The 24966-nt window shown below is 71.6% G+C and carries 18 protein-coding genes; 8 read left to right on the forward strand and 10 right to left on the reverse strand.

Annotated elements, in window-relative coordinates:
- Window positions 1-104: 104 nt before the first annotated feature.
- Together LCH29_RS28055 and LCH29_RS28060 are read right to left on the reverse strand one after the other, a co-directional pair.
- A complete protein-coding gene (locus LCH29_RS28055) occupies window positions 105-2090 on the reverse strand; it encodes a BTAD domain-containing putative transcriptional regulator (RefSeq protein ID WP_446464484.1) in 1986 nt (661 codons plus the stop codon).
- A gap of 1 nt (window position 2091) precedes the next feature.
- Window positions 2092-3384, reverse strand: coding sequence for a M18 family aminopeptidase (locus LCH29_RS28060; protein WP_446464485.1), 1293 nt, complete (start codon window positions 3382-3384; stop codon window positions 2092-2094).
- Between the two features lie 191 nt (window positions 3385-3575).
- On the opposite strand from LCH29_RS28060, the gene LCH29_RS28065 reads away from it, so the two are divergent.
- Both LCH29_RS28065 and LCH29_RS28070 read left to right on the forward strand, forming a co-directional pair.
- Complete coding sequence (locus LCH29_RS28065; RefSeq protein WP_446464486.1) at window positions 3576-4325, forward strand: TNT domain-containing protein; 750 nt, start codon at window positions 3576-3578, stop codon at window positions 4323-4325.
- A gap of 17 nt (window positions 4326-4342) precedes the next feature.
- Window positions 4343-4708 carry a hypothetical protein gene (locus tag LCH29_RS28070; protein WP_446464487.1) on the forward strand — a complete coding sequence of 122 codons (366 nt, stop codon included), beginning with the start codon at window positions 4343-4345 and terminating at the stop codon, window positions 4706-4708.
- A gap of 78 nt (window positions 4709-4786) precedes the next feature.
- Here LCH29_RS28070 and LCH29_RS28075 read toward each other — a convergent pair whose 3' ends face one another.
- Window positions 4787-6613: an acyl-CoA dehydrogenase gene (locus LCH29_RS28075; protein WP_446464488.1), complete on the reverse strand. Its 1827-nt coding sequence runs from the start codon at window positions 6611-6613 to the stop codon at window positions 4787-4789.
- Between the two features lie 161 nt (window positions 6614-6774).
- Between LCH29_RS28075 and LCH29_RS28080 the strand changes: the two genes are divergently transcribed.
- Together LCH29_RS28080 and LCH29_RS28085 are read left to right on the forward strand one after the other, a co-directional pair.
- The gene (locus tag LCH29_RS28080) at window positions 6775-7272 is read left to right on the forward strand and encodes an SseB family protein (protein ID WP_123107004.1); all 498 of its coding nucleotides are present in this window, start codon (window positions 6775-6777) and stop codon (window positions 7270-7272) included.
- Window positions 7273-7378: 106 nt separating this feature from the next.
- Entirely contained in the window at window positions 7379-8332 is a 954-nt protein-coding gene (locus LCH29_RS28085; protein WP_446464489.1) for a pirin family protein, read from the forward strand.
- Between the two features lie 230 nt (window positions 8333-8562).
- Here LCH29_RS28085 and LCH29_RS28090 read toward each other — a convergent pair whose 3' ends face one another.
- Entirely contained in the window at window positions 8563-10677 is a 2115-nt protein-coding gene (locus LCH29_RS28090; RefSeq protein WP_446464490.1) for an ATP-binding SpoIIE family protein phosphatase, read from the reverse strand.
- A 118-nt stretch (window positions 10678-10795) separates the two neighbouring features.
- On the opposite strand from LCH29_RS28090, the gene aspS reads away from it, so the two are divergent.
- The 3 genes from aspS (at window position 10796) to LCH29_RS28105 (ending at window position 14666) form a co-directional block, all read left to right on the forward strand.
- Window positions 10796-12622 (forward strand): aspartate--tRNA ligase, encoded by a 1827-nt coding sequence (gene aspS, locus LCH29_RS28095; protein ID WP_446464542.1) that lies wholly within the window; start codon window positions 10796-10798, stop codon window positions 12620-12622.
- Window positions 12623-12821: 199 nt separating this feature from the next.
- The gene (locus LCH29_RS28100; protein WP_446464491.1) at window positions 12822-13667 is read left to right on the forward strand and encodes a L,D-transpeptidase family protein; all 846 of its coding nucleotides are present in this window, start codon (window positions 12822-12824) and stop codon (window positions 13665-13667) included.
- Window positions 13668-13751: 84 nt separating this feature from the next.
- Entirely contained in the window at window positions 13752-14666 is a 915-nt protein-coding gene (locus LCH29_RS28105; protein WP_446464492.1) for an intradiol ring-cleavage dioxygenase, read from the forward strand.
- Between the two features lie 123 nt (window positions 14667-14789).
- Here the strand turns inward: LCH29_RS28105 and LCH29_RS28110 are convergent, their stop codons facing one another.
- The 5 genes from LCH29_RS28110 to LCH29_RS28130 form a co-directional block, all read right to left on the reverse strand.
- Window positions 14790-15296: a GNAT family N-acetyltransferase gene (locus LCH29_RS28110; protein ID WP_446464493.1), complete on the reverse strand. Its 507-nt coding sequence runs from the start codon at window positions 15294-15296 to the stop codon at window positions 14790-14792.
- On the reverse strand, window positions 15287-16726 hold the full coding sequence (locus tag LCH29_RS28115) for an XRE family transcriptional regulator (RefSeq protein WP_446464494.1): 1440 nt from the start codon (window positions 16724-16726) through the stop codon (window positions 15287-15289). Before LCH29_RS28115 ends, LCH29_RS28110 begins: the two co-directional genes overlap by 10 nt.
- Window positions 16727-16960: 234 nt before the next feature.
- Window positions 16961-17350 (reverse strand): DNA-binding response regulator, encoded by a 390-nt coding sequence (locus LCH29_RS28120; protein WP_123107946.1) that lies wholly within the window; start codon window positions 17348-17350, stop codon window positions 16961-16963.
- An 87-nt stretch (window positions 17351-17437) separates the two neighbouring features.
- Window positions 17438-19192 (reverse strand): methionine--tRNA ligase, encoded by a 1755-nt coding sequence (gene metG, locus LCH29_RS28125; RefSeq protein ID WP_446464495.1) that lies wholly within the window; start codon window positions 19190-19192, stop codon window positions 17438-17440.
- A gap of 145 nt (window positions 19193-19337) precedes the next feature.
- The gene (locus LCH29_RS28130) at window positions 19338-21515 is read right to left on the reverse strand and encodes a VWA domain-containing protein (protein ID WP_446464496.1); all 2178 of its coding nucleotides are present in this window, start codon (window positions 21513-21515) and stop codon (window positions 19338-19340) included.
- A gap of 290 nt (window positions 21516-21805) precedes the next feature.
- Here LCH29_RS28130 and LCH29_RS28135 point away from each other — a divergent pair, with 290 nt between their 5' ends.
- Window positions 21806-23887, forward strand: coding sequence for a PhoX family protein (locus LCH29_RS28135; protein ID WP_446464497.1), 2082 nt, complete (start codon window positions 21806-21808; stop codon window positions 23885-23887).
- Window positions 23888-24011: 124 nt separating this feature from the next.
- Here LCH29_RS28135 and ligD read toward each other — a convergent pair whose 3' ends face one another.
- Window positions 24012-24953, reverse strand: coding sequence for a non-homologous end-joining DNA ligase (gene ligD, locus LCH29_RS28140; RefSeq protein WP_446464498.1), 942 nt, complete (start codon window positions 24951-24953; stop codon window positions 24012-24014).
- Window positions 24954-24966: the final 13 nt, after the last annotated feature.

The following is a 24966-nucleotide window of genomic DNA, read 5'->3' on the forward strand; positions in this document are numbered from 1 at the left end:
CTGTCCGGTACGACAACAACTCTGTCCGGGGCCGCTGCCGTCCCGCTGCCGTCCGGCTGCCGACCGCTAACGCCTCACTAACGCCCCGCTGACCGCCCTGGTGTTCATGGCGGACCCGACTCCTCCCGCGGCCCGCCGGAGCCCTCGCCGGACGGCCCGGCGCCCCGGCCGCCGTCGCCCTGGGCGAAGAGTTTCACCAGGTCACTCATGACGTAGCGGTTGGTGGCCTCCTCGTCCAGCAGATGCATCTCGGCAAGCCGCTCCAGGGAGTCCTGGATCAGGTCGGGGTCCGCCCCGGACAGCGCGGCCGCCTCCGCGGTGTTGACCTCCCGGGCGAAACCGGCGCCGAGCACCCGCAGCAGCTGGGCGTCGTCCGCGGAGAGCCGGGCGACCGAGTTGCGCAGCGCGGCCGCCACCCCGGCGTCCTCCGCCGACAGCAGGGCCAGCCGCCGCCGCTCGTCGCGCAGCGCCGTGGCCAGCCGCGCCAGCCGCCACCGCGGCCGGGCCACCAGCTGGGCGGAGGCGGCGCGCAGCGCGAGCGGCAGCCCGTCGCACAACGTCACCAGCTCTTCCGCGGCGGCCGGGTCCTCGGCGACCCGGTCGGGTCCGAGGAGCGCGCCGATCAGGGCCGCGCCGTCCGCGGGGCCGAGCGCGTGCAGCCGTACCGGGCGGGCGGCATCGGTGGCGATCAGCCCGTCCAGCCGGGACCGGCTGGTGACCAGCGTGGCGCAGTGCGGGCCGCCGGGCAGCAGCGGACGCACCTGGGCCGAGCTGCTCGCGTTGTCCAGCACCACCAGCAGCCGCCGCTGGGCCACGAGCGAGCGGTAGAGCGCCCCCGCGGCCTGCTCCGAGGGCGGTATCTGGTCGGCGGGCGTGCCCATGGCGAGCAGGAACTCCCGCAGCACGGCGGCGGGTTCCGCCTCCTCACCGCCGCTGAAGCCGCGCAGATCGGCGAAGAGCCGCCCGTCGGGGAAGGCGGCGGCGTACGCATGGCCCCAGTGCACGGCCAGCCCCGTCTTGCCGACCCCGGCGGGCCCGGTGACGAGGGCGATGCCGCCCTCGGCGGGCAGCCCGGCGGGAGCGCCGCCGTACGGCCGGTCCTGCCCGGCGCCGGGCAGCGCCAGCCGGGTCAGCTCGGCCAACTCCGCGTCCCGGCCCAGGAACCCGGCGGGCGGCCGCGGCAGCAGCTCCGGCACGGGGCCGGAGGCCGCCGCGGGCGCGGCAGACGCGGCCGGGGCCGCCGCCTCGCCCCCGACGCGCGGATCGCGCGGCTCGCGGGGATCGCGCGGTTCACGGGAAGCGCGGGGATCGCGCGGATCGGGCTGCGGTTCCGGCACGGGCGCGGCCCGCAGGATCTCCTGGTACGCGGCGCTCAGCCGCTCCCCCGGGTCGACGCCCAGGTCGTCGGCGAGCATCTCGCGGGTGCGGTGGAACCAGGCGATCGCGTCGGACTGCCGCCCGGTGCGGTACAGCACCAGCATCAGGTCCGCGATCAGCCCCTCGCGCAGCGGGTTGCCGAGGGCCGCCGGGTGCAGCACGCCCGCCGCCTTCTCGTACTCGCCGAGCGCCCCGTGCGCCCGGGCGAGGGCCTCCACGGCGGTCAGCCGCCGCTCCTCCAGGGCGTGCGCGGCCGCCGCGAACGGCGGGCTGGCCACCGTCCCGGTGAGCGCCGGGCCGCGCCACAGCCCGAGCGCCTGCCGCAGCATCGGTACGGCGTCGGCGGGTGCGGACTCGGGGTCGGCGCGGGCCACCAGGTCGTCGAAGCGCACGGTGTCCACGAGCGTGGCGGGCAGCCGGAGCAGATAGGCGGAGCTGTGGGTGGTCAGCTCGACGCCGTGCGCGTCGGCGCCGCCCTCGGCGAGGGCCGCGCGCAGCCGGGAGACATGGCCCTGGATGACGGTACGGGCGTGGGCGGGAGGCTCGTCCTCCCACAGACCCGCGACCAACTGCTCGACGGAAACGGTCGAGTTGGGGCGCAGGAGCAGCATCGCGAGCACGCTGCGGCGCTTGGCCGGTCCCAGCGGAAGCTCGACGGGGGCCTCCACGGGGCCCGTGGTCACGGTCACGGGGCCCAGCAGGGAGAAGTCCAACTCAGCCCTCCAGAAAGGCGGTCAGTGCCTTGGCGAGCAGCCGCGGGTCCTGTGCGCCGCACAGTTCGCGCGCGGAGTGCATGGACAGGATCGCGACGCCGATGTCGACGGTGGCGATGCCGTGCCGGGCGGCGGTGATCGGGCCGATCGTGGTGCCGCACGGCATCGCGTTGTGGGAGACGAAACTCTGCCAGGGCACGCCCGCGCGCTCGCAGGCGGCGACGAAGACGGCCCGCCCGGAGCCGTCGGTGGCGTACCGCTGGTTGACGTTGACCTTGAGGATGGGACCTCCGTTGGGCCGTGGGTGATGGCCCGGTTCATGGCGTTCGGCGTAGTTGGGGTGGACCGCGTGGCCGGTGTCGGAGGACAGGCAGACGGTCCCGGCGAAGGCCCGGGCCCGGTCCTCGTAGCCGCCGCCGCGCGCGTAGACGGAACGTTCGAGCACGTTGCCGAGGAGCGGGCCGTCGGCCCCGGTGTCGGACTGGCTGCCGTTCTCCTCGTGGTCGAAGGCGGCGAGCACCGGGATGTACGGCAGCTCCGGGCGGGCCGCGACGGCGGTGAGCGCGGCCGTCCCGGCGTGCACGGACAGCAGGTTGTCCATCCGGGGCCCGGCGACCAGCTCGCGGTCCCGGCCGAGGTAGGCGGGCGGCTCGACGCTGTGCACCATCAGGTCCCAGCCGGTCACGTCCTCGGCCGCGACCCCGGTCTCCTCGGCCACGAACCGGATGAGGTCGCCCTCCTCGACGCCGCCCAGCCCCCAGATGGGCGTCATGTGGCGCTGCTTGTCGAGCTTGAGGCCCTCGGTGTTCACGGACCGGTCGAGGTGCACGGCGAGCTGCGGCACGCGCAGCAGGGGTCTGTCGACGGTGACGAGATGGCTGGAGCCGTCCCGGAGGGTGATCCGGCCGGAGAGCCCGAGGTCGCGGTCGAGCCAGGTGTTGAGGAGGGCGCCGCCGTAGATCTCGACGGCGATCTGCCGCCAGCCGTGGGCCCCGGTGTCGGGGATCGGCTTGACGCGCAGATTGGGAGAGTCGGTGTGAGCGCCGACAATTCGGTACGGAGTGGACGGGCTCGCGTCCTCCGGCACGTACCAGGCGACGATCGCGCCGCCCCGCAGGACGTACCGCCCGCCCGCCGCGCCGTCCCAGGCCGCCGTCTCCTCGACCTGCCGGAACCCCGCCTTCTCCAGGCGCTCTGCCGTGTTCGCCACCGCGTGGTACGGCGAGGGGCTGGCGCGGAGGAAGGACATCAGGTCATCGGTATGGCCGCGGTCGATGCCGGGGTGTGCGCTCATGACATCAGCATAGATTCGGGACCGCCCCGCCCGCCGGGGAGCCGGTCGCCCAGGGGCGGGTGGTGGAGGGACCCATCCGTGCGTTCCCATTGATCCAATCTGATGAAAGCACGTCAGACCGGCGGTATAAAACTCGCGTATCTGCCGATAGTCCCCTTAACCGCTCACCGACGCACTCAAGGGGACAGCGGATGCGCGTTCTTCGACACCTCCTCGTCGTCCTGGGGTCGCTGCTGCTGCTGTGCGGCGGCGGACAGGCCATGGCGGACCCCGCCGGGCTGCTCCCCGCCGGGCGGCTGCCCGCCCCGGCTCCGGCGCCGGGGCCCACGCCCGATGCCGCGGGGGCGGAGGACGGAGCCGATGCCGGTGCCAAGGGCCACCCGCCCTGTCCCACCACCGACCGCACCGGGGGGACCAACTCCGCGCCCACGCAGCCGTTCCAGCGGTACTACCAGGGCGACTGGCGGCTCGGGCCCGCCGAACTTCCGCGCAGGGGCGCGATCGGGAGGATGGTGCAGGGCTACGAGCGGCTGGACGGCTTGTCCGCCTCCGCGTTCCTGACGTGCTACTGGAACGAGCAGACCGGCGGCTGGTGGTATCCGTACCCGGACGGCTGGGTCCTGCTGAACGGCGTACCGCTCAAGTCCACCATCACCCTGAAGGTGGGTCAGAAGGTCGACCTCTTCGGCAGCGGCTTCGGTCACTTCCTCGCCCCGGCGGGCACCCCGTACGCGGAGCGCGCGCTGCCGCCGAGCAACCTGAACACCTACGATCCGGCGTACCCGTACGGCTATCACCTCTACGAGGTCACCAAGCCGTTCCTGGTGGACGCCGGGCCCATCCGGCCCTGGTTCGGCCAGCCGGGCTTCGGCCTGCAATATCTGACGGGACCGTCGATTCCTCAGCTCGTTGCCGCGGGTAACCTGCGGCCGCTGAACTGACCGCGCATCCTGGTGCCGTGGACAGAACGGAACTCGTCCGGGTGCTGCGCGCCGAGCAGGTCCCGGACGCTTTGTACGACATTCCCGGCGCGGCCGACATCGAAGTCCAGCCGGACGCCTACTACTTCCTGCGGCCCGCGCCGGACGGCGGCTGGGTGACGGGACTGTGGGAGCGCTCGGTGGAGAAGGACGTCACCCGCTTCGCCACCGAGGACGAGGCGTGCCAGGACCTGCTGGCCAAGCTGCGGGCCCGGCCACGGCCGCCCGGGGCCGGGCAGGAGACGATCGAGGAGCTGCTGGCGCAGGGTGAGGAGCTGCGGCGCCAGGCGCGTGAGGAGGTGGAGCGGGCCCTGCGGGAGCACCCGCCCGACAAGGAGGCCTGAAAAGGCGGGAGCCGGCCGCCCCCCGGTGAAGGAGAGGGGCGACCGGCTCCCGGGTCTTTGGAAGCGAGGCCCTGGGACTTAGAACGCCGCCTCGTCCAGGTCCATCAGCTCCTTGGTGACGGACTCGGCCAGCGCGCGCTGCACCGAGACGCCCGGCAGGACCTCGTTGGCGAAGAACTTCGCTGCCGCGATCTTGCCCTCGTAGAACGCCACGTCCTTGGAGGCCGCCGTGCCCAGCTTCTCGGTGGCCACGGCCGCGCCGCGCAGGAGGAGGTAGCCGATCACCACGTCGCCGGAGGCGAGCAGCAGCCGGGTGGCGTTGAGGCCGACCTTGTAGATCGAGGAGACGTCCTGCTCGGTGGCCGAGAGGTCGGTGAGCATGGCGCCCACGATCCCCTCCAGGTCGACCGCGGCCTGGGCGAGCCGGTCGCGGGCCGGGGCCAGCTCCTCGCCGCCGGCGGCCTCCGCCAGGAACTTCTTGATCTCCTCGGAGAGGACGGTCAGCGCCTGGCCCTGGTCCCGGACGATCTTGCGGAAGAAGAAGTCCTGGCCCTGGATGGCGGTGGTGCCCTCGTAGAGGGTGTCGATCTTGGCGTCCCGGATGTACTGCTCCAGCGGGTACTCCTGGAGGTAGCCGGAGCCGCCGATGGTCTGGAGGGACTGCGCCAGCTGCTCGTACGCCTTCTCCGAGCCGTAGCCCTTGACGATCGGCAGCAGCAGGTCGTTGAGGCGGCTGTTGGCCGATGCGTCCTCGCCCGCGGCCTCCTGGACCATGATCTCGTCCTGGACGGAGGCGGTGTAGAGGACGAGCGCGCGCAGGCCCTCCGCGTACGCCTTCTGCGTCATGAGCGAGCGGCGCACGTCCGGGTGGTGGGTGATGGTGACGCGCGGGGCGGTCTTGTCGGTGAAGGCCGCCAGGTCCGGGCCCTGGACGCGCTCCTTGGCGTACTCCAGCGCGTTGAGGTAGCCGGTGGAGAGGGTGGCCATGGCCTTCGTGCCGACCATCATCCGGGCGAACTCGATGATCTTGAACATCTGGCGGATGCCGTCGTGCTTCTCGCCCAGCAGCCAGCCCTTGGCCGGGGTGTCGGCGCCGAAGGTCAGCTCGCAGGTGTTGGAGACGCGCAGACCCATCTTGTGCTCGACGTTGGTCGCGTAGACGCCGTTGCGTGTCCCCAGCTCACCGCTGTCCCAGTCGAAGTCGTACTTGGGGACGATGAACAGGGACAGCCCCTTGGTGCCCGGCCCCGCGCCCTCGGGGCGGGCCAGCACGAAGTGGATGATGTTGTCGGAGACGTCGTGCTCACCGGAGGTGATGAACCGCTTCACGCCCTCGATGTGCCAGGTGCCGTCCTCCTGCTGGACCGCCTTGGCGCGGCCGGCGCCCACGTCCGAGCCCGCGTCGGGCTCGGTCAGCACCATGGTGGAGCCCCACTGCTTGTCCACCATCAGCTGCGCGATCTTCAGCTGCTCCTCGGTGCCCTCGTCGTGCAGCACGCCCGCGAAGGCCGGTCCGGAGGCGTACATCCAGATCGGGGTGTTGGCGCCGAGGATGGTCTCGGCCGAGGCCCACAGCAGGGAGCGCGGGCAGGAGGTGCCGCCGAGGGCCTCCGGCACCCCGAGGCGCCACCACTCGGCGTCCATGTACGCCCGGTAGCTCTTCTTGAACGACTCGGGCAGCGGCGCCGTGTGCGTCTTCGGGTCGAAGACCGGCGGGTTGCGGTCCGAGTCGGCGTAGGAGGCGGCCAGCTCGTTCTCGGAGAGCCGCGATATCTCGGAGAGCACGCTCTTGGCGGTCTCGACGTCCATCTCCGCGAACGGGCCGGTGCCGTACAGCTTGTCGCGGCCGAGCACCTCGAAGAGGTTGAACTCGATGTCGCGGAGATTCGACTTGTAGTGCCCCATGGCGACGGCTCCGTAAGGCTCGGGAGAGGCAGGGACCTCTTCGTGGCGCGGTATCGATCAGCAGAGTCCGGTGCAGTCAATCCGGTGTCGCCATGATGCTACCCGTGGGTAATAAAGGGCAACCCTCAACCCGCCAACTGTGACTCAGTACGCTTCGGTCCATGTACGGCTACGACCAGAACGCGAGCGCAGGGCAGGGTTACGCCGCCCCGCCACCTCCGCCGCAACAGCAGCCGCATTCGTCACACCACTCACAGCCGGGCCCCGGCTACGGTGGGCAGCCGCTGTACCCCGAGCCCTCGCCGCCGTCCCTCGCGGACGCGGTGCGCGCCTTCACCACGGGCTCGATGGCGGCGGAGGACTTCCAGCAGATCTTCGCGACCTCCAAGGTCTACTGTCCGCGCGGTGACAACCCCGGTTTCCTCGCGCTGCACAACACCCAGCAGCCGGTGATCCCGATGTTCACCTCCCTCAAGGAGCTGCGGCGGTACGCGGGCAAGGAGTCCAAGTACTTCGTGATCACCGGTGCCGAGGTGATCGACCTGCTGCCGACCGGCTACGGCTTCGTCCTCGACATGGAGGGTGAGCACCGCATGGTCTTCGACGCGAAGGCGGTGGAGCAGATGGTCGACTTCGCCATGCGGCGCATGTATGGCTGAGGCGTCCATCACACCCCTCGTGTCCCACTAGAGCCGGAATAGGGCCCCTCTTGCGGGTCGTTCAGCCGTCAATTAAGTTGAATGGTGAACGACCGAGGAGGCCGTCATGCCCGCAGTGACCGTAGACAACCCCCTGACCCTGCCCCGGGTCGCAGCCCCCGCCGAGGCGCGCCCGCGCCCGGCGCTCGCCGTCGCCACCGCGCCCAGCGGTTTCGAGGGGGAGGGATTCCCGGTGCGGCGCGCCTTTGCCGGCATCGACTACCAGCACCTCGACCCGTTCATCATGATGGACCAGATGGGCGAGGTGGAGTACGCGCCGGGCGAGCCCAAGGGCACCCCCTGGCACCCCCACCGCGGCTTCGAGACCGTGACGTACCTCATCGACGGCACCTTCGTGCACCAGGACTCGCACGGCGGCGGCGGCACGATCAACGACGGCGACACCCAGTGGATGACCGCGGGCGCCGGGCTGCTCCACATCGAGGCCCCGCCGGAGTCCCTGGTCATGTCCGGCGGCCTCTTCCACGGGCTCCAGCTGTGGGTGAACCTGCCGAGCAAGGACAAGATGATGCCGCCGCGCTACCAGGACATCGGCGGCGCCAAGGTCAAGCTGCTCACCTCCGCCGACGGCGGTGCGCTGCTGCGGCTGATCGCGGGCGACATCGACGGCCACCAGGGGCCGGGCATCACGCACACCCCGATCACCATGCTGCACGTGTCGCTGAACCCGGGCGCCGAGCTGACCCTGCCCTGGCGCGCCGACTTCAACGCCCTGGCCTACGGGCTCGCCGGGCGCGGCACCGCGGGCGCCGAGAAGCGGCCCTTCCGCACCGGGCAGACGGTGGTCTTCGGCGAGGGCGACGCGCTGACGATACGGGCGGACGCGGCGCAGGAGTCGCGCAGCCCCAACTTCGAGGTCGTGCTGCTCGGCGGGCAGCCGATCCGCGAGCCGATGATGCACTACGGCCCGTTCGTGATGAACACCCACGCCGAACTGGCCCAGGCCTTCGACGACTTCCGCGCCGGAAAGCTCGGCACGATACCGGCTGACGCCGAGTAAGCGGGGCCGGGCGCTGTCCCGGGCCCGTGCCTCGGCCCGAGCGGCCGGGCCCGCACGATGCGGCGGCTCCGCCTCCGCAGCCGCCCCGCGGCCCCGGTGACGCGCCGGTCCGCTGCGACTGGCGGCCCGGCGTGGCCCGTGAGGGGCCGCCCTTCCCCGCCGGGCGCGTACCCGTCGGCGGCTCGGGGTGAGAGGGGCCGACCGTGGTCCGGCGTGGGCTTGCCGCGGGCTTACGGCTCCGGCGGGCGCTCGTGCAGTTCGTACCAGATGCACTTGCCGTCGCCGCGCGGGTCGACGCCCCAGGCGTCGGCCAGCATCTCCATCAGCATCAGCCCCCGCCCCGACGACGCGAGTTCGCCGGGGCGGCGGCGGTGCGGCAGCTCGTCGCTGCCGTCCGCGACGTCGAGCCGCAGCCGCCTCGACCCGCGCCGCCCGCTGACCTCGGCGACCAGCAGGGCGTCCCCGTCGGTGTGCACCAGGACGTTGGTGACCATCTCGGAGAGCAGCAGCACCGCCGACTCGACCTGGTCCGGATCCGCCCAGTCGTGCAGCATGTCGCGCAGCTGGCGGCGGGCGCCCGCTATGCGCTCCGGCTCGGCCTGCGCGAGCGTGACCGCGGTACGCCGCACCGGCGCCGAACCGGGTCCGACCAGGCACACCTCAGCGTCCCTGCGGATCAGCAGCAGCGCTATGTCGTCCTCGCGGCGGTCGGCGAGGGGGCCGGTGGTGTGGTGCGAGGGCGGCCCGTGCACGGCCTGCACCAGGGCCTCGGCGAGCGCTTCCAGATCATGGGGGCCGTCGGTCGCGGTCGCCGGGTGCTCGAAGATCGACCGGATCCGGTCCCAGCCGGTCTCCAGGTCGTGGCCGCCGGTCTCGATCAGCCCGTCGGTGCACATCAGCAGCGTCTCGCCGGGCTCCAGCACCACCCGGGTGGTGGGGTAGTCGCCCTCCGGGTCGACGCCCAGCGGCAGCCCGCCCGCGGTGGGGCGGATCATCATCGTGCCGTCGGCCAGCCGGACCGCCGGGTCCGGATGGCCCGCGCGGGCGATGTCCAGGGTGCCCGCGACCGGATCGACCTCCATGTACAGACAGGTCGCGAACCGCGGATCGTGTCCCCCGTCCCCGCCGGGGTCCGCGAGCCCGGACAGGAAGCGGGAGGCGCGGGCGAGCACCGCGTCCGGGTGGTGGCCCTCGGAGGCGTACGCCCGGACCGCGATCCGCAGCTGCCCCATGATCCCGGCGGCCCGGACGTCATGCCCCTGGACGTCGCCGATCACCAGGGCGGTGCGCCCCGAGGGCAGCGCGATCACGTCGTACCAGTCGCCGCCGACCTGGAGCCCGCCGCCGGTCGGTACGTAGCGCGCGGCCACCGTGAGCCCCGGGATGTCGGGCTTGGCGGCGGGCAGCATGGAGCGCTGGAGGCCGTCCGACAGCTCGCGCTCGGTCTCCTGGAGGGCCGCCCGGGACAGCGCCTGGGCCAGCATCCGCGCGATCGTGGTGAGCACCGAGCGCTCGTCGGGCGAGAACGCGACCGGGTGCGCGAACCCGGCCATCCACGCGCCGATGGTGCGGCCCGCGACGATCAGCGGCAGAAACGCCCAGGACCGGCGCTTGAGGGGCCGCATCCGGCGCCAGGCGGCCGGGAACCGGCCGCGGTACTCGTCCGGCGAGGGCAGATAGACCGCCCGGCCGGTACGGACCACCTCGGCCGCCGGATGGTCGGTGGCCGCCGGCATGTCGGCGGCGGGGTGCTCGGTGTCGATCCGGTGCCCGTGGTGGCCGATCAGCGAGATCCGGTCGCCCTTGACGCCGAAGACCGCGAGCCCGTCCGGCGAGAAGCCGGGCATGGAAAGACCCGCGGCCACCCGCAGCACCTCGGCCGTGGACATCGCCTCGGCCAGCGCCCGCCCCGCGTCCAGCAGGAACGCCTCGCGGTTGCGCCGCCAGTCGCCGGTGACCGGTGTGCCGCCCGCGGTGGTGCCGGGCAGCGGTTCGGGGACCTCCTGGAGGGTGCCGAGCAGCAGCTGACCGTCCAGGCCGTCGGTGCGGTCGACCGGCCGCGACCGGGTGCGTACGGTCCGCAGCACCTTGCCCTTCTCGTCCACGATGCGCATCCGGGCCTCGGCGAGGGTGCCCTCGGCCGCCGCCAGCGCCACGATGGACTGGATCTCCAGCCAGTCCGCCGGGTGGAAGCAGGCCCGGGCCGTGGCCTCGGGGAGCGTGACCGCCTCGGCGGGCAGGCCCACCAGACGGGCCGCTTCGGCGTCGTAGGAGACGGCGCCCGAGACGCTGTCCCACCGCCACAGTCCGGTCGCTATGGCGGCCAGCAGGTCCTCGGTGCGCATTGCGCTACCTTATGGGCATTTTCCGCGCGCTTACCAGTGAAGGTCACGGCGCCGGTACGCTTGGCCGGAAGCTACACGAGGGTACGCAACACTCCCGACCTGACGACTTGGATGAATGATGCATCGGTACCGGTCCCACAACTGTGGCGAGCTCCGCGCCGCTGACGTCGACACCGACGTACGGCTCTCCGGCTGGCTGCACAATCGACGGAACCTGGGCGGCATCCTCTTCATCGATCTGCGCGACCACTACGGCCTGGTGCAGCTCGTCGTCCGGCCCGACACCGCGGCCAACGAGAAGCTCAGCTCGATCTCCAAGGAGAGCGTCGTCCGCGTCGACGGCCGGGTGATCGCCCGCGGCGCCGACAACGTCAACCCCGAGCTGCCGACCGGTGAGATCGAGGTCGAGGTCGCCGACGTCGAGGTGCTCGGCGCGGCCGACCCGCTGCCCTTCACCGTCTACCCGGAGGACGGGGTCAACGAGGAGCGGCGTCTGGAGCACCGCTTCCTGGACCTGCGCCGGGAGCGGATGCACCGCAACATCATGCTGCGCTCCGCCGTGATCTCCGCGATCCGGCAGAAGATGACCGCGCAGGGCTTCAACGAGATGGCGACCCCGATCCTGTCCGCCACCTCGCCCGAGGGCGCGCGCGACTTCCTGGTCCCGTCCCGGCTGCACGCGGGCACGTTCTACGCCCTGCCGCAGGCCCCGCAGCAGTTCAAGCAGCTGCTGATGATCGCGGGCTTCGACCGCTACTTCCAGATCGCGCCCTGCTTCCGCGACGAGGACGCCCGCGCCGACCGCTCGCCCGGCGAGTTCTACCAGCTCGACGTCGAGATGAGCTTCGTCGAGCAGGAGGACGTCTTCGAGGTCATCGAGAAGGTGATGACCGAGCTGTTCGAGGAGTTCGGCAACGGCCGCCACGTCACCTCGCCGTTCCCGCGGATCCCGTTCCGCCAGGCGATGCTGAAGTACGGCTCCGACAAGCCGGACCTGCGCGCCCAGCTGGAACTGGTCGACGTCAGCCATGTCTTCGCGGGCTCCGGCTTCAAGGCGTTCGCCGACAAGCACGTGCGCGCGCTGGCCGTGCCGGACACCGCCGAGCAGCCGCGGAAGTTCTTCGACCAGATGGGCGAGTTCGCGGCTCTGCAGGGCGCCAAGGGGCTGGCCTGGGTCCGGATCGGCGAGGACGGGAAGCTCACCGGGCCGATCGCCAAGTTCCTCACGGACGAGGACATCGAGAAGCTGATCGCCGAGGTCGAGGGCAAGCCCGGCACGTCGGTCTTCTTCGGCGCGGGCGACTTCGACGAGGTCTCCAAGATCATGGGCGCGGTGCGCGTCGAGGCCGCCAAGCGGACCGGCCACTTCGAGGAGAACGTCTTCCGGTTCTGCTGGATCGTGGACTTCCCGATGTTCGAGCGGAACGAGGACACCGGCGAGATCGAGTTCTCCCACAACCCGTTCTCCATGCCGCAGGGCGGCCTGGACGCGCTGGAGAACCAGGACCCGCTGGACATCCTGGCGTGGCAGTACGACATCGTCTGCAACGGCACCGAGCTGTCCTCCGGCGCCATCCGGAACCACGAGCCGGACGTGATGTTCAAGGCGTTCGAGATCGCCGGATACTCCCATGAGGAGGTCGAGCGGGAATTCGGCGGCATGCTGCGGGCGTTCCACTTCGGGGCGCCGCCGCACGGTGGCATCGCCCCCGGCGTCGACCGCATCGTCATGCTGCTCGCCGACGAGCCGAACATCCGCGAGACCATCGCGTTCCCGCTCAACGGCAACGCCCAGGACCTGCTGATGGGCGCGCCCAGCGAGGTGGACGAGGCCCGGCTGCGCGAGCTGCACCTGTCGGTGCGCAAGCCGCAGATCAAGCAGGCCGAGAAGGCGGAGAAGGCCGAGAAGGCTGAGAAGCCGGTTGAGGGGAACAACGCCGGGTAACGGCGCGGAGGAGAGAGGGGTCCGTGCCCGGTGGGTTCCGAGGGGGCGTCTTGTCGGTCAGGCCGGATCAGCGAGCGGCGTCAGGGGGCACCTCCCAGCGGTAGCTGCGGGAGGCTCGCAACCCGCGTGAGGAGAGCGCAGCGGCGCTGCGTGCGACGAGCGCGGGGCCGCGAGGTGCCGCCCGCCGCGGCAGCGGCTGATGTCACAGCGGCGTGCGGAGGACACAGTGAGGGTACGGATTCCGGCCGTTGCGACGGCTTTGCTCATCGGCGTGCTCGCGGGCTGCGCGGGGCCCGGGGACGGGTCCCGTAAGCACGCCACGGACGCCAAGGGCACCGCGGGCCGGTCCGGCGCGGGTGCGCCCACGGGCCCGCAGAGCCCCGCCGGGCGGCCCGCCCCCGCCGAGCGGGCGGGCGACCTGCCCGGGCTCGGGCCGCGCACCCGCGCCGAGGTGCCCCGGGACGCCGAGCAGGTCGTGGTCGTCACCGGCAACGGCCGGGACGCGACCCGCTCCTCCGTCGTGCTCTACGAGCGCTCCGCGGCGGACGGGACCACCGGCGACCGGGAGGGCGACGCCGACGACGGCCCCACCTGGCGGGCCGGGCCCTCCTGGAAGGCGCACAACGCCGCCCGCGGCTGGACCGAGCACCACCGGCAGGGCGACCTGCGCTCCCCGATCGGCGTCTTCGGCCTCACCGACGGAGGCGGCAAGCTGCCCGATCCGGGCACCCGGCTGACGTACGACCATGCCGAGCAGGGCTTCACCATCAGCGGCACCGGTGCCGAGGGCGAGCCGCTGGCCGGGGCCTTCGACTACGTCGTGGCGATCAACTACAACCGGAAGGCCGGGACCTCGCCGCGCGACTGGACCCGCCCGCTGGGCGAGGACCGGGGCGGCGGCATCTGGTTCCACGTCGACCACGACGGGCCCACCCAGGGCTGCGTCAGCCTCTCCAAGGCGCACATGCGGACGCTGCTGCGCACGCTCGACCCCGCGCGCCATCCGGTCGTGGTGATGGGACCCGCGGAGTCCCTGGCGCGGTGAGATTGGCGCATTGACGCCGCTCGCACAGGCATTCACAGCGGGCACTCATGTCCTTGCCAGGTTGCGGTCCTAGCGTCCCCTGCCATGACCGAACCCCAGAAGAACACTCCCGTCACCGCACGGGACATGACGAGGCGTCGGGTCGTCGTGGCGGGCGGCGCCGCGGTCGCGGCAGCCGGTTTGGGCACCGCCGTCGCCACCGCCGCGTCCGCCGACGGCTCGTCCTCTGCCGCCTCCCCGTCGGCGTCGGCCTCCTCCCCGTCCAAGGAGGTCTGCTACCGGCTCACCTCGGAGACCACCGAGGGCCCGTACTACATCGACGCCGACAAGATCAGGAAGAACATCACGGAGGGCAAGGAGGGCATCCCGATGACCCTCCGGCTCAAGCTGATCGACTCCGAGACCTGTAAACCCCTCGCCAAGGCCGCCGTCGACATCTGGCACTGCGACGCGCTCGGGCTCTACTCCGGCTACGAGGACTCCAGCACCGGAGGCGGCACCCCGCCCACCGGCGCCCCGCCGACCGGAACGCCCACGGGCACGCCGACCGGGGGCCCGCCCGGTGGCGGGGGCGGCCACCAGGACCCGACCGACGACAAGCGGTACCTGCGCGGCACCCAGCTCACCGACCGGCACGGCTTCGTCGAGTTCACCACCATCTTCCCGGGCTGGTACCGGGGCCGGTGCGTGCACATCCACACCAAGGTGCACGTGGGCGGCACGATGACCGACTCCGGTTACGAGGGCGGCCACGCCTGCCACACCGGGCAGCTCTTCTTCGCCGAGGAGGCCGTGCTCGACTCCGCCGAGGTGGCGCCGTACAGCACCAGCACCACGCCGCGCACCACCCTCGACGAGGACGGCATCTACCCGGGCAACGGGGCCGAGGGCGGTCTGCTGAAGCTCCAGTACCGCAAGGGGAAGATCGCCAAGGGCGTCGTCGGCTCGCTGACCCTCGGGGTCGACCCCGACGCGACGAACGACGGCACCGGCATGTGACGGCGGCCCCGGGGAGCTCGTGGGGGGCTCTCCGGGGGTTCCGGCTCCGCTCCGGTTCACGTTCGGTTCCGGGCACCACGTACGGCCGCCCAGCGACATCGCGGGCGGCCGTTTCGACGGCAGCTACCGGAGATCCCTGAGCATCACCGCGTAGTGGGGCGAGTCGTCGTGTGACGTGGACTCGTCCACCTTCCGGTACCCCCAGCTCTCGTAGAGCCGCACGACCTTCTTGTGCGCGATCTCCACCTGAAGCGACACCACCCTCGCATCCACGGGAGCTATCAGTGCGTCATGGATCGTCTTGGCTCTGCCGGTCCCGCGCCACTTGGGTAACACCATGAGTTCGGACAGCGCGAACACGGGGCCTCGCAGATCACTGGGCCGAGTGCTGCCTTGCCACCAGCCACCGGGCGCGAGCACTGAGCCGTAGGCATAGCCGACCGCGCCGCCGTTCTCCCAGCCGGATACGCACCTCCAGTTCTTCCGTGAGGACCACAGGTCCAGGAAGTACGTGAAACGCTCGCGAGAGTGGAACGGGTCGGGGTCGTCCGCATACACCTCGTCGTGGATGTCCAGCAGCATCGAACGCACGTCTTGAGCGTCGACGTGACCGTACTGCCTCAGATCCATTGTCGAGACTCCTCAGTCCACCCCGTTACTTCAGGCGCCTTCGATCCGGAGGCGATGAGCAATTCGCGCCCCCTGGCCAGGGTCTTGGCAGTCCTTCGTGACCCAAAGCCGGGAAGTAGCAGGGCTGATGCCTTCCTCGCGGTGGCGCAGCCCAATTCAAGCTCACCCTGCCTGACCTGCGCCAGAGACAGGTGTGCGGTGAACAGCGCTCTGTCGCGGGCCATGCCCTGGGGAATGGCCGACAGTGTTCGGTGCAGACAGAACTCCGCCCGGCCGTGCTCCCCGACCGCTGTCCATACGTACGAGGACAAGGCGTCGAACTCGGCGACCCCGTAGAAGCTGATCCAGTCTGAGCGCACCGACTGAGCGATGCGGCCGAAGTGCTTCTCTGCCAGTTCGAGAGCGCGTAAGGCGTCTGTGCGCTGATCCAGTCGGGCCAGCGCGTTGGCGTTGCGCATGTGCCCGAGAGAGGCAAAAAGAGGATCACACCGTGCTGCGGTCGATCGCTTCATCACATCGGCAGCGGCAGCAGCCTCAGCATGGTTCTCTCGCATACTCGACGCGAGCATCAGGTGATCCCACACGCGGTACCTCGTCCGGCTGTCCCGCGACAGGCCGGCCAGGGTCATGGCCTTGTCCAGGTGTGCGCGAGCCCGCTTAGGGGAGCTTGCGTCGAGGGCGGCGAACGCCGCAGCCGCCATCGCGTCGGCAGCAAGACGATGCAGCATGTCCCGTACACGGCTGGAGACCGCCCCGGTGGTGAGCGCGGACTGGATCCGCGTACCAAGCTCGATGGCCAGGTTCTCCACCCGCCTCGTGCCTCCCACAACCCGGTCTTCCTGGAGGATCTGCACGTAGCCCTGGTGAAATCTCTCGACGTCACCGGCACCCAGCCGTTTCTGCCTTCCCTGCGGAACAGCGAGGCCCAAGCCCGCTCCGCCTACTGCGTTGACGAATGCGCGACGCTGCACGGGCCCGTCCTCCGATAGTGCGCGACTCTTCCTGCGTCGGGGGATGAACCCTAAGTCCTCGGACGAGGCGTCGAGCACCTCTTCGATGCAAAGCCGGATGCGGTCTTGCGGCCACTTGGTCTCGTATCGCAACCAGCGGCGCACGTCCGCGTCGGTGACCAAGCCAGGAGATCCGGTCAATCGTTCGACCGCAAGGTTGATTTCCCTGGCCAAACCGACCTGGGAGAAGCCGAGTTGTCCGATCCGCGCTTCCAACTTGGCGTTTGCGTACACGGGAAGAAGGTAGCGCTCCGCGATCAGGCGTGGGCGGCCGTCTTCCAAGACGGTGGACGCTGGATGGTCCGGCAGGGCGGCACGGCGCGTCTGTGGGACGAGATCACCAAGCGTGTTACGCAGTGGCAGGCGGATGGGCGCCCGCCTGCTGACCGTATGCGCCTGCACGTCGGCCCCGACGGACAACACCTCACCTGGGCGTAACCGCGGGCTGACAGCCTCCATACCGCCCCGTCCGTCGTCCCCGTGGCGGACGGGCGGGGCTTCCTTACGGTCTCGGGGTGGACTCTTCCGGCGCCTGCTCGGGCTTACATCCGCCCCCGGGACCGGTGCCAATGGCGCCGGGCTCCGGCCGCGGCAAGCACAGAGGGCCCCGGCGACCCAGGCCGGACCAGCGCTGACGCCAAGCTGATACGGCGCTCAGCGCGGGAACAGGTCGGTCAGCCGCCGGTCCACGCCGCAGGGCTCGCCCCGCTCCGCGCGGGCGGCCCGGTGCACCGCGCGCAGCAACCGCCGGGGCGTGGTCCGGTGCTGCCACAGCACCGCCCGTACGCCGTACTCCATGACCGTCAGCAGTTCCGCTTCGCGCAGCTCGCCCGCGACCAGGACCACCCGCTGCCGCCCGCCCCGCACCAGGTGGCGCAGCTCGGCCCCGGCGCGGGCGTCGAGGCGTTCGGCGAGCATGACGGCCACCGTGCCGGTCCGGCGCGTCAGCTCGACGCTGGGCTGCTGATGCAGATGACGGACGACCCCGGCCCGCGCGAGCGGATCGGGGCCGTGGACCGACACCGTGACGCTTGGGTCCGGCACTGGGTTCCTCGACTTCCCTGTGGAGGTTTCCTCCACAGGGTCATCGAGCGGGCTAAACGTACGGTTGCCGAACGATCGACGCCGCCGTCACTTCGCCTTGGGCTCCGTGGGCTCCTCGGGCGCCACCGGCTCCTCCGTACCGCCGAAGCGCTCCCGGTAGGACTCCAGGTCCTCCTCGGTGATCTTCGCGAAGAGCACCGGCGGCACCGTGAAGCCCGTGCCCGCCGGGACCGACGTCAGCGCCCTGGCCTCCTCCTGGCCGACCCACCGCGCGGTGTCCCCCTCCAGCGCGAACGCCGACCGCATGGCCGCCGCCGACGCCGGGATGAACGGCTCCGAGACGATCGCGTAGAGGTGGATCAGGTTCATCGCCGTGCGGAGCGTGAGGGCCGCCGCCTCCTGGTCGGACTTGATCTCCAGCCAGGGGGCCTTCTCCTCCAGGTAGGAGTTGCCCGCGCTCCACAGCGCGCGCAGCGCCGCCGCCGCCTTGCGGAACTGGAGCGCGTCCATGTGCTCCTCGTACTCCGCCAGCAGCCGCGCGATCTCCTCGCCGAGGCGCTCCTCCGCCTCCCCCGCGGCCTTCCCCGCCGGGACCTCGTCGCCGAACCGCTTGCGCGAGAACGACAGCACCCGGTTGACGAAGTTGCCGAGGGTGTCCGCCAGGTCCTTGTTGACCGTGGCGGTGAAGTGCTCCCAGGTGAAGGAGGTGTCGTCGGACTCGGGCGCGTTCGCCATCAGGAAGTAGCGCCAGTAGTCGGCGGGCAGCACCTCCAGCGCGGCGTCCGTGAACACCCCGCGCTTCTGCGACGTGGAGAACTTGCCGCCGTAGTACGTCAGCCAGTTGAACGCCTTGACGAAGTCGACCTTCTTCCAGACGTCCCGGGTGCCGAGCAGCGTGGCCGGGAACATCACCGTGTGGAACGGGACGTTGTCCTTCGCCATGAACTCGGTGTAGCGGACGGTGGTGTCCACGTCGTACCACCACGACTTCCAGTCGCGGTTCTCCGGGTCCCGGTCCGCCCACTCCTTCGTCGCGCCGATGTACTCGATCGGGGCGTCGAACCACACGTAGAAGACCTTGCCCTCGGCCGCCAGCTCCGGCCAGGTGTCCGCCGGGACCGGAACGCCCCAGTCCAGGTCGCGGGTGATCGCGCGGTCCTGGAGCCCCTCCGTCAGCCACTTGCGGGCGATGGAGGAGGCGAGGGTCGGCCACTGCTTCCCGTTCTCCTCGACCCAGGCGCCGACCTCCTCGGCCAGCTTCGACTGGAGCAGGAACAGGTGCTTGGTCTCCCGGATCTCCAGATCGCTGCTGCCGCTGATCGCGGAGCGGGCGTCGATCAGGTCGGTCGGGTCCAGCACCCGGGTGCAGTTCTCGCACTGGTCGCCGCGGGCCCGCTCGTAACCGCAGTGCGGGCAGGTGCCCTCGATGTAGCGGTCGGGGAGGAAGCGGCCGTCGGCGTTGGAGTACACCTGCCGGATCGACCGCTCCTCGATGAAGCCGTGTCCCTTCAGCTCGCGCGCGATCGTCTGGGTGATCTCGACGTTCTGCGTGGACGAGCTGCGGCCGAAGTAGTCGAAGGCCAGGCCGAAGCCGTCGTAGATCGCCTTCTGCGCGTCGTGCTGCTGCGCGCAGAACACGTCCACCGGCAGCCCCGCCTCCTTGGCGGCCAGCTCGGCCGGGGTGCCGTGCTCGTCCGTGGCGCAGATGTACAGCACGTCGTGGCCGCGCTGGCGCATATAGCGGGAGTAGACGTCGGCCGGGAGCATGGACCCCACCATGTTGCCCAGGTGCTTGATCCCGTTGATGTAGGGAAGGGCGCTGGTGATGAGGTGTCGAGCCATTGCAGGCTGCTCCCAAGTCGGTACGGTGGGTGACTTCCGGCCCGCTGCACGGGTCGCAGGAGCCGCCCATATCGTATCCGAGCGCCGAGGGCCACCCGCGCGGTGTTTCGCCGCGCGGATGGCCCTCTGCCGTGCTGTGTCCGTACTACGCGAGCACGCCCGCGGCCCGAGCCCCCTCGAGCCACCCGGGGAACGCCTTCAGCAGCTCCCCGTACACCTCCGCGTCGGACAGCGAGCGGGGGTCGAGACCGGCGTGGAAGAACGCCGCGTTGTCCAGCGCCCGCTTCTCGGGCACGGCGAGGGCCGGTGAGGTGCCGAGCTTACGGAGGAAGTCGAACCCCTTCGCCTCCGGATCGCCGAACCCGACGAACTGCCAGAACAGCGGCAGCCCCGCCGCCTCGCACAGCGCCTTCTCGGCCGCCGCCTTGCCCGTGGGCGCGCCGTCCGTCTGGAAGACCACGAGGGCCGGGGCGGTCGTGCCGGACGCCTTGTAGTGCTCGATCACCGCTTCGATCGCCCGGTGGTAGTTCGTCCGCCCCATGTGCCCGAGCGAGGCGTGCAGCTCCTCGACCCGGCCGCCGTAGTTGTCCACGGCGATCTCGGCGGTGCCGTCGATGTCCGTCGAGAAGAACACGATGGGCAGGGTGCCGCTGTCGTTGACGCTCGCCGAGAGGGCGAGCGTCTGCTCGGCGAAGTGCTGGACGGTGCCGTCCTTGTAGTAGTTCCGCATCGAGCCGGAACGGTCGAGCACGAGATAGACGACGGCCCGGGTGCCGCCGAGCCCGTGCCCCGCGAGCGCGTCCCCGGCGGCGGCCCCCTTCCCGGCCAGCCCGCCGAGGTCCAGCCCGCCGGTCGCGGGTGCGGGCTCGGCGGTGGGCTTGTCGTCGGCCTTCGCCACCGGTTCGGTGGCGGCAGCCGCCTCGTCCGCCGGTGCGGTCTCGTCGGCGGCCGCGGCCACCTCCGGCTCGGGCGCGGCGTCGGCTGCGGCCTCGTCCTTGGCGGCGGGCGTGGGTTCGGCGTTCGCCGGGGCGACATCCGCCGTGGGGGCAGGTTCGGCGGCGGCGGGCGTCGCCTCGGCCTGCTCGGGCTGGGCGTCTTCCGCGGCGGTCTCGCTGCTGGCCGCGGCCTTCGCCGCGGGGGCGGCCTCGTCCTCGGCGGCCACGGCCGCCACCGGCTCGGGCTCGGCTTCCGCCGTGGGGGCGGGTTCGGCGGCGGTCTCGCCCGCGGCGGCGGGCGTTGCCTCGGCGGGTGCCTCGGCCTGCTCCGGTTCGGCGTCGGCCGCGGGCTTGTCGCTGGCCTCGGGCTTCGCCGTGGGGGCGGGCTCGTCCTCGGCGGTGGCGGCCACCGGCTCGGGCGCCGCCTCGGCGGCGGCTTCCGCTGCCAGGGCGGCCGCGTCGTCGTCCACCGGGGCGGGCTCGCTCTCGGGCGCGGGCGTTGCCTCGGCCTGCTCGGTGTGGTTGGCCTCGGGCGCCGCCTTGGCGGCGGGCTTGTCGTCGGCCTTTGCCACCGGTTCGGCGGTGGCAGTCGCCTCGTCCGCCGGGGCGTCCTGGGCGGTCGGCTCCGGCGCGGCGCCGGTCGCAGCGTCTGCCGGGGTGACGGGCGTCGCCTCCGCCTGCGCCGCGTCGGCGTCGGCCGTCGCGGGCTTGTCGTCGGCCTCGGGCTTCGCTGCCGGTGCGGGCTCGTCCTCGGCGGTCGCGGCCATCGGCTCGGGCGCGGCCTCGACGGCGGCTTCTGCCGCCAGGGCGGCCGCGTCGTCCTTCGCGGGTGCGTCCTCGGCCGTCGGCTTCGGCTCGATGTCTGTCGTGACGTCGGCCGGGGTGACGACCTTGCCCTCGACGGCCGCGGCGGTCTCCGGCTCGAGTGCTGCCTCCGTGGCGGCGCTTCCGGTTTCGGCGCCGGTGTCGGCCGTGGGCTCGGCCTGGGCGGGCACGTCGGCTGCCGACTTCGCCGGGGTGGCCTCGGCCGTCGGCTCCGGCTTGGCGTCCGTAGCCGCAGCAGGCGTGGTGGTGGCCGTTTCCGCTGCCTGGCTCGGCTCGTCGTCGGCCGCGACGGCGGCTTCGGCGGTCGCGGTGGGCTCGCCGTCGGCGGCTGCCTCCGGCGCGGGCGCGGCATCGGTGGCAACGTCCGCCGGGGCGGGCTTGTCCTTGGGCGCGGCGGTGGGCTCGGCGGAGGCGCCCAGGATCTCGTCGAGGGTCTTCAGGGGTTCGGCCAGGGCCGGGTCGTGCGGGCGTTCCGCGGAAGCCGGGGCCGGAGCCGGGTCGGAATTCGGCTCGGGCTGGGGGTCCGGGACCACTGCCGCCTCCGGCGCAGCGGAATCGTCCACCCGTGTGTCTCGGGAGCGTCCGAATACTTTGCGCAGTAGGTCCCGTATGCCCATGGGAGATACCTCTCACGTGTTCGAGTGCGGTGCATGACGTCGCATGACCGTGGTCTCGAAAGGCTAGCGGGCGTACCGGCCGGTTCCGGCCGTCGATTCCGGTCGCCGGTCGTTCACCTTCGGTTCACGGTGTGGTCGTCGTCGTGCGGTTCTACACGCCTAGCTTCGCCGCCAATGGATTCCGACGTCATGTCGGCGGGGGCCGCCACGATGTGACGTCCTACGGAGGGGAAGTTGTGCCCAAGCTCCTGCCGCTCATCAGTTCACATCCGGGCGGTCGTTCCGCGCTGACCTGCCGGTACCGCTGTGGTGACGCCTGTTTCCACGAGACGCCGAACACGAGTGACAACGCCTACGTGGGGGACGTCATCGCGGGCGCCCTGTCGCGCCGTTCGCTGATGCGGGCGAGCGCCGTGGTGACCGTCGCGGCCGCTACGGGGGTGGCGGCGGTGGGCCAGGCGCGCCCGGCCGCCGCCGCGTCGGGCAAGCCGGGCAAGCCGGACCAGTCGGGCAAGGCGGGCAAGCCCGCCCGCGGGCTGCGCTTTTCGCCGGTCGCGCCGAACACGAAGGACGCGGTGGTCGTCCCCGAGGGGCATGACCAGAACCTCGTCATCCGCTGGGGCGACCCGATCCTGCGCGGCGCGCCCGCCTTCGACCCGGACAACCAGTCGGCGAAGGCCCAGGCGGGCCAGTTCGGCTACAACAACGACTACATGGCCGTGCTGGACGTCCCGAACGAGGACGACCGGCAGCTGCTCGTGGTCAACCACGAGTACACCGACGAGGTGTTGATGTTCGCGGGATACGACGCGGACAACCCCACCCGGGAGCAGGCCGAGATCGGCTGGGCGGCGCACGGCCTGTCGATCGTGGTGGCGGCCGAGGACCGCGAGGTCGGCAAGCTGACGGCCGTACCCAGGCACCGCCTCAACCGGCGGATCACCGCGACGACGCCGTTCGAGGTGACGGGCCCGGCGGCGGGCAGCAAGCTGCTGCGGACCTCGGCGGACCCGTCCGGCAAGCGCATCCTGGGCACGCTGAACAACTGCGGTGGCGGCATCACCCCGTGGGGCACGGTCCTGTCGGGCGAGGAGAACTTCAACCAGTACTTCGCCAACCCGGACAAGGTCACCGACCCGGCCGTCAAGGCGGGCCTCAAGCGCTACGGATTCGAGGACGGCGCCTCCGAGCGCAAGTGGGAGCGGTTCGACGACCGCTTCGACCTGGCCAAGGAGCCCAACGAGCCGCACCGGTTCGGCTGGGTGATCGAGGTGGACCCGTTCGACCCGGACTCCACCCCGCGGAAGCTGACCGCGCTGGGCCGCATCAAGCACGAGGCCGCCGAGCCGCGGCTGACGACCGACGGCCGCCCGGTCCTCTACATGGGCGACGACGAGAAGTTCGACTACTTCTACAAGTTCGTGTCGTCCAAGCGCATGATGAAGGGCGGCAGCCGCACCGCCCGCGAGCACAACCGCACGCTGCTGGACGAGGGCACGCTGTACGTCGCCAAGTTCACCGGCGACAGCCCGGCGAAGGAGATCGACGGTTCCGGGAAGCTGCCCGACGACGGGGAGTTCGACGGCTCCGGCGAGTGGATCCCGCTGGCGACCGGCGACACCTCGCACGTGGACGGGATGACGGCCGAGGAGGTGTACGTCTTCACGCGGATCGCCGCCGACAAGGTGGGCGCGACGAAGATGGACCGCCCCGAGGACGTCGAGCCGAGCCCGCGCACCGGCCGGGTCTATGTCGCGCTGACCAACAACACCGACCGCGGCAAGGACGGCAAGGCCCCGGTCGACGAGGCCAATCCGCGCACCGGCAACAAGCACGGCCAGATCCTGGAGCTGACCGAGCGCCGGAACAACCCGGGCTCCACCCGCTTCAACTGGCGGCTGTTCCTGGTGTGCGGCGACCCGGAGGCCCCGGACACCTACTTCGGCGGCTTCCCGAAGGACCAGGTCAGCCCGATCTCCTGCCCGGACAACCTCACCTTCGACGCGTTCGGCAACCTCTGGATCTCCACCGACGGCAACGAACTGGGCAACCACGACGGGCTGTTCGGGGTGGCGACGGCGGGTGGCCGGCGCGGCGAGGTGCGGCAGTTCCTGACCGTCCCGAACGGCGCCGAGACCTGCGGGCCGATCGTGCAGGACCGGCGGGTGCTGGTGGCGGTGCAGCATCCGGGCGAGCTGGACGGGGCGAGCGTGGAGAAGCCCGCGTCCACGTGGCCGGAGGGCCCGGGCACCCTGGTCCGCCCGTCGGTGGTCAGCGTCTGGCGGCGCGACGGCGGCGACATCGGCGCCGACGCCTAGTGCCGCGTCAGCCAAGGTTCACCCCGCTCGCCGCCCTGGCACGGCCATCTGCGGCGTTGCCGAATCGACCGAGTAGGCCCACTACGAGGCGCCTCGCTACCGGGCAAACCTTGATTGACGCGGACTAGCCGTCAGCGGCTTCCGTCAGCCGCTCCAGCCGCCGCCGCGCGGTGCGCAGCGAACGACCCCTGGTGTCCGCGTGGGCCCAGGGGTCGTCCCTCAGCCGCTCCTCGAAGGTGCGCAGCGTCCAGCGGTCGGGGGCGAGCGCGGGGTCGTCCAGTTCCGTGGCGTCGATCGGGGCGGCGACGGGGGCGCCGGGGCGGGCGCGCACGGCGTACGGGGTGACGGCGGTCTGCGCGTAGGCGTTGCGCTGGGTGTCCAGGTAGAGCCGTCCGCCGCGCTGGTCCTTGCGCACCTCGGTGGTGAGCCGGTCGGGGTGGCGGGCGGCGAGCAGGTCGGCGGCGTCGCGGGCGAAGCCCCGTACGGTGTCGAAGTCCGCGCGCCGGTCGAGCGGGACCACGACGTGCAGCCCACGCGAACCGGTGGTCATCAGCAGCCCCGGCAGCCCCAGCTCGCCGAGCAGCCCGCACACCTGCCGGGCCGTCCACCGCACCTCCTCGAAGCCGGAACGGTTTCCGTCCGGCGGGTCGAGGTCGAAGACGAGCCGGTCGGGGTGGTCGGGCCGGTCGGCGCGGGAGAGCCAGCGGTGCGGGGTGATGCAGGCCTGGCCCGCGAGGTAGACCAGGGTGGCGGTGTCGTCGCACACGGGGTGGGTGACCTCGCCGCCCTCCTTGGGGAGCACGGCCCGGCGCACCCATTCCGGAAAGTAGTCGGGGGCATTCTTCTGCATGAGCGGCTTGCCGCCGATTCCGTCCGGGTGGCGTTCCATCATCAGGGGGCGATCGTGCAACTGCGGAACCATCAGCCGGGAGACCGCGTGATAGTGGTCGACGAGATCCGATTTGGTGATTTCGTCGTCGGGAAACAGGACCTTTTCCGGGCGGCTGATCTCGACGGTGTGCCGCCCGGCCCTGACCTTCCGTGCATCGGTGCGTATCCCGCTCATATCCGGCCGGGTT

The organism is Streptomyces sp. BRA346 (genome assembly GCF_052851135.1).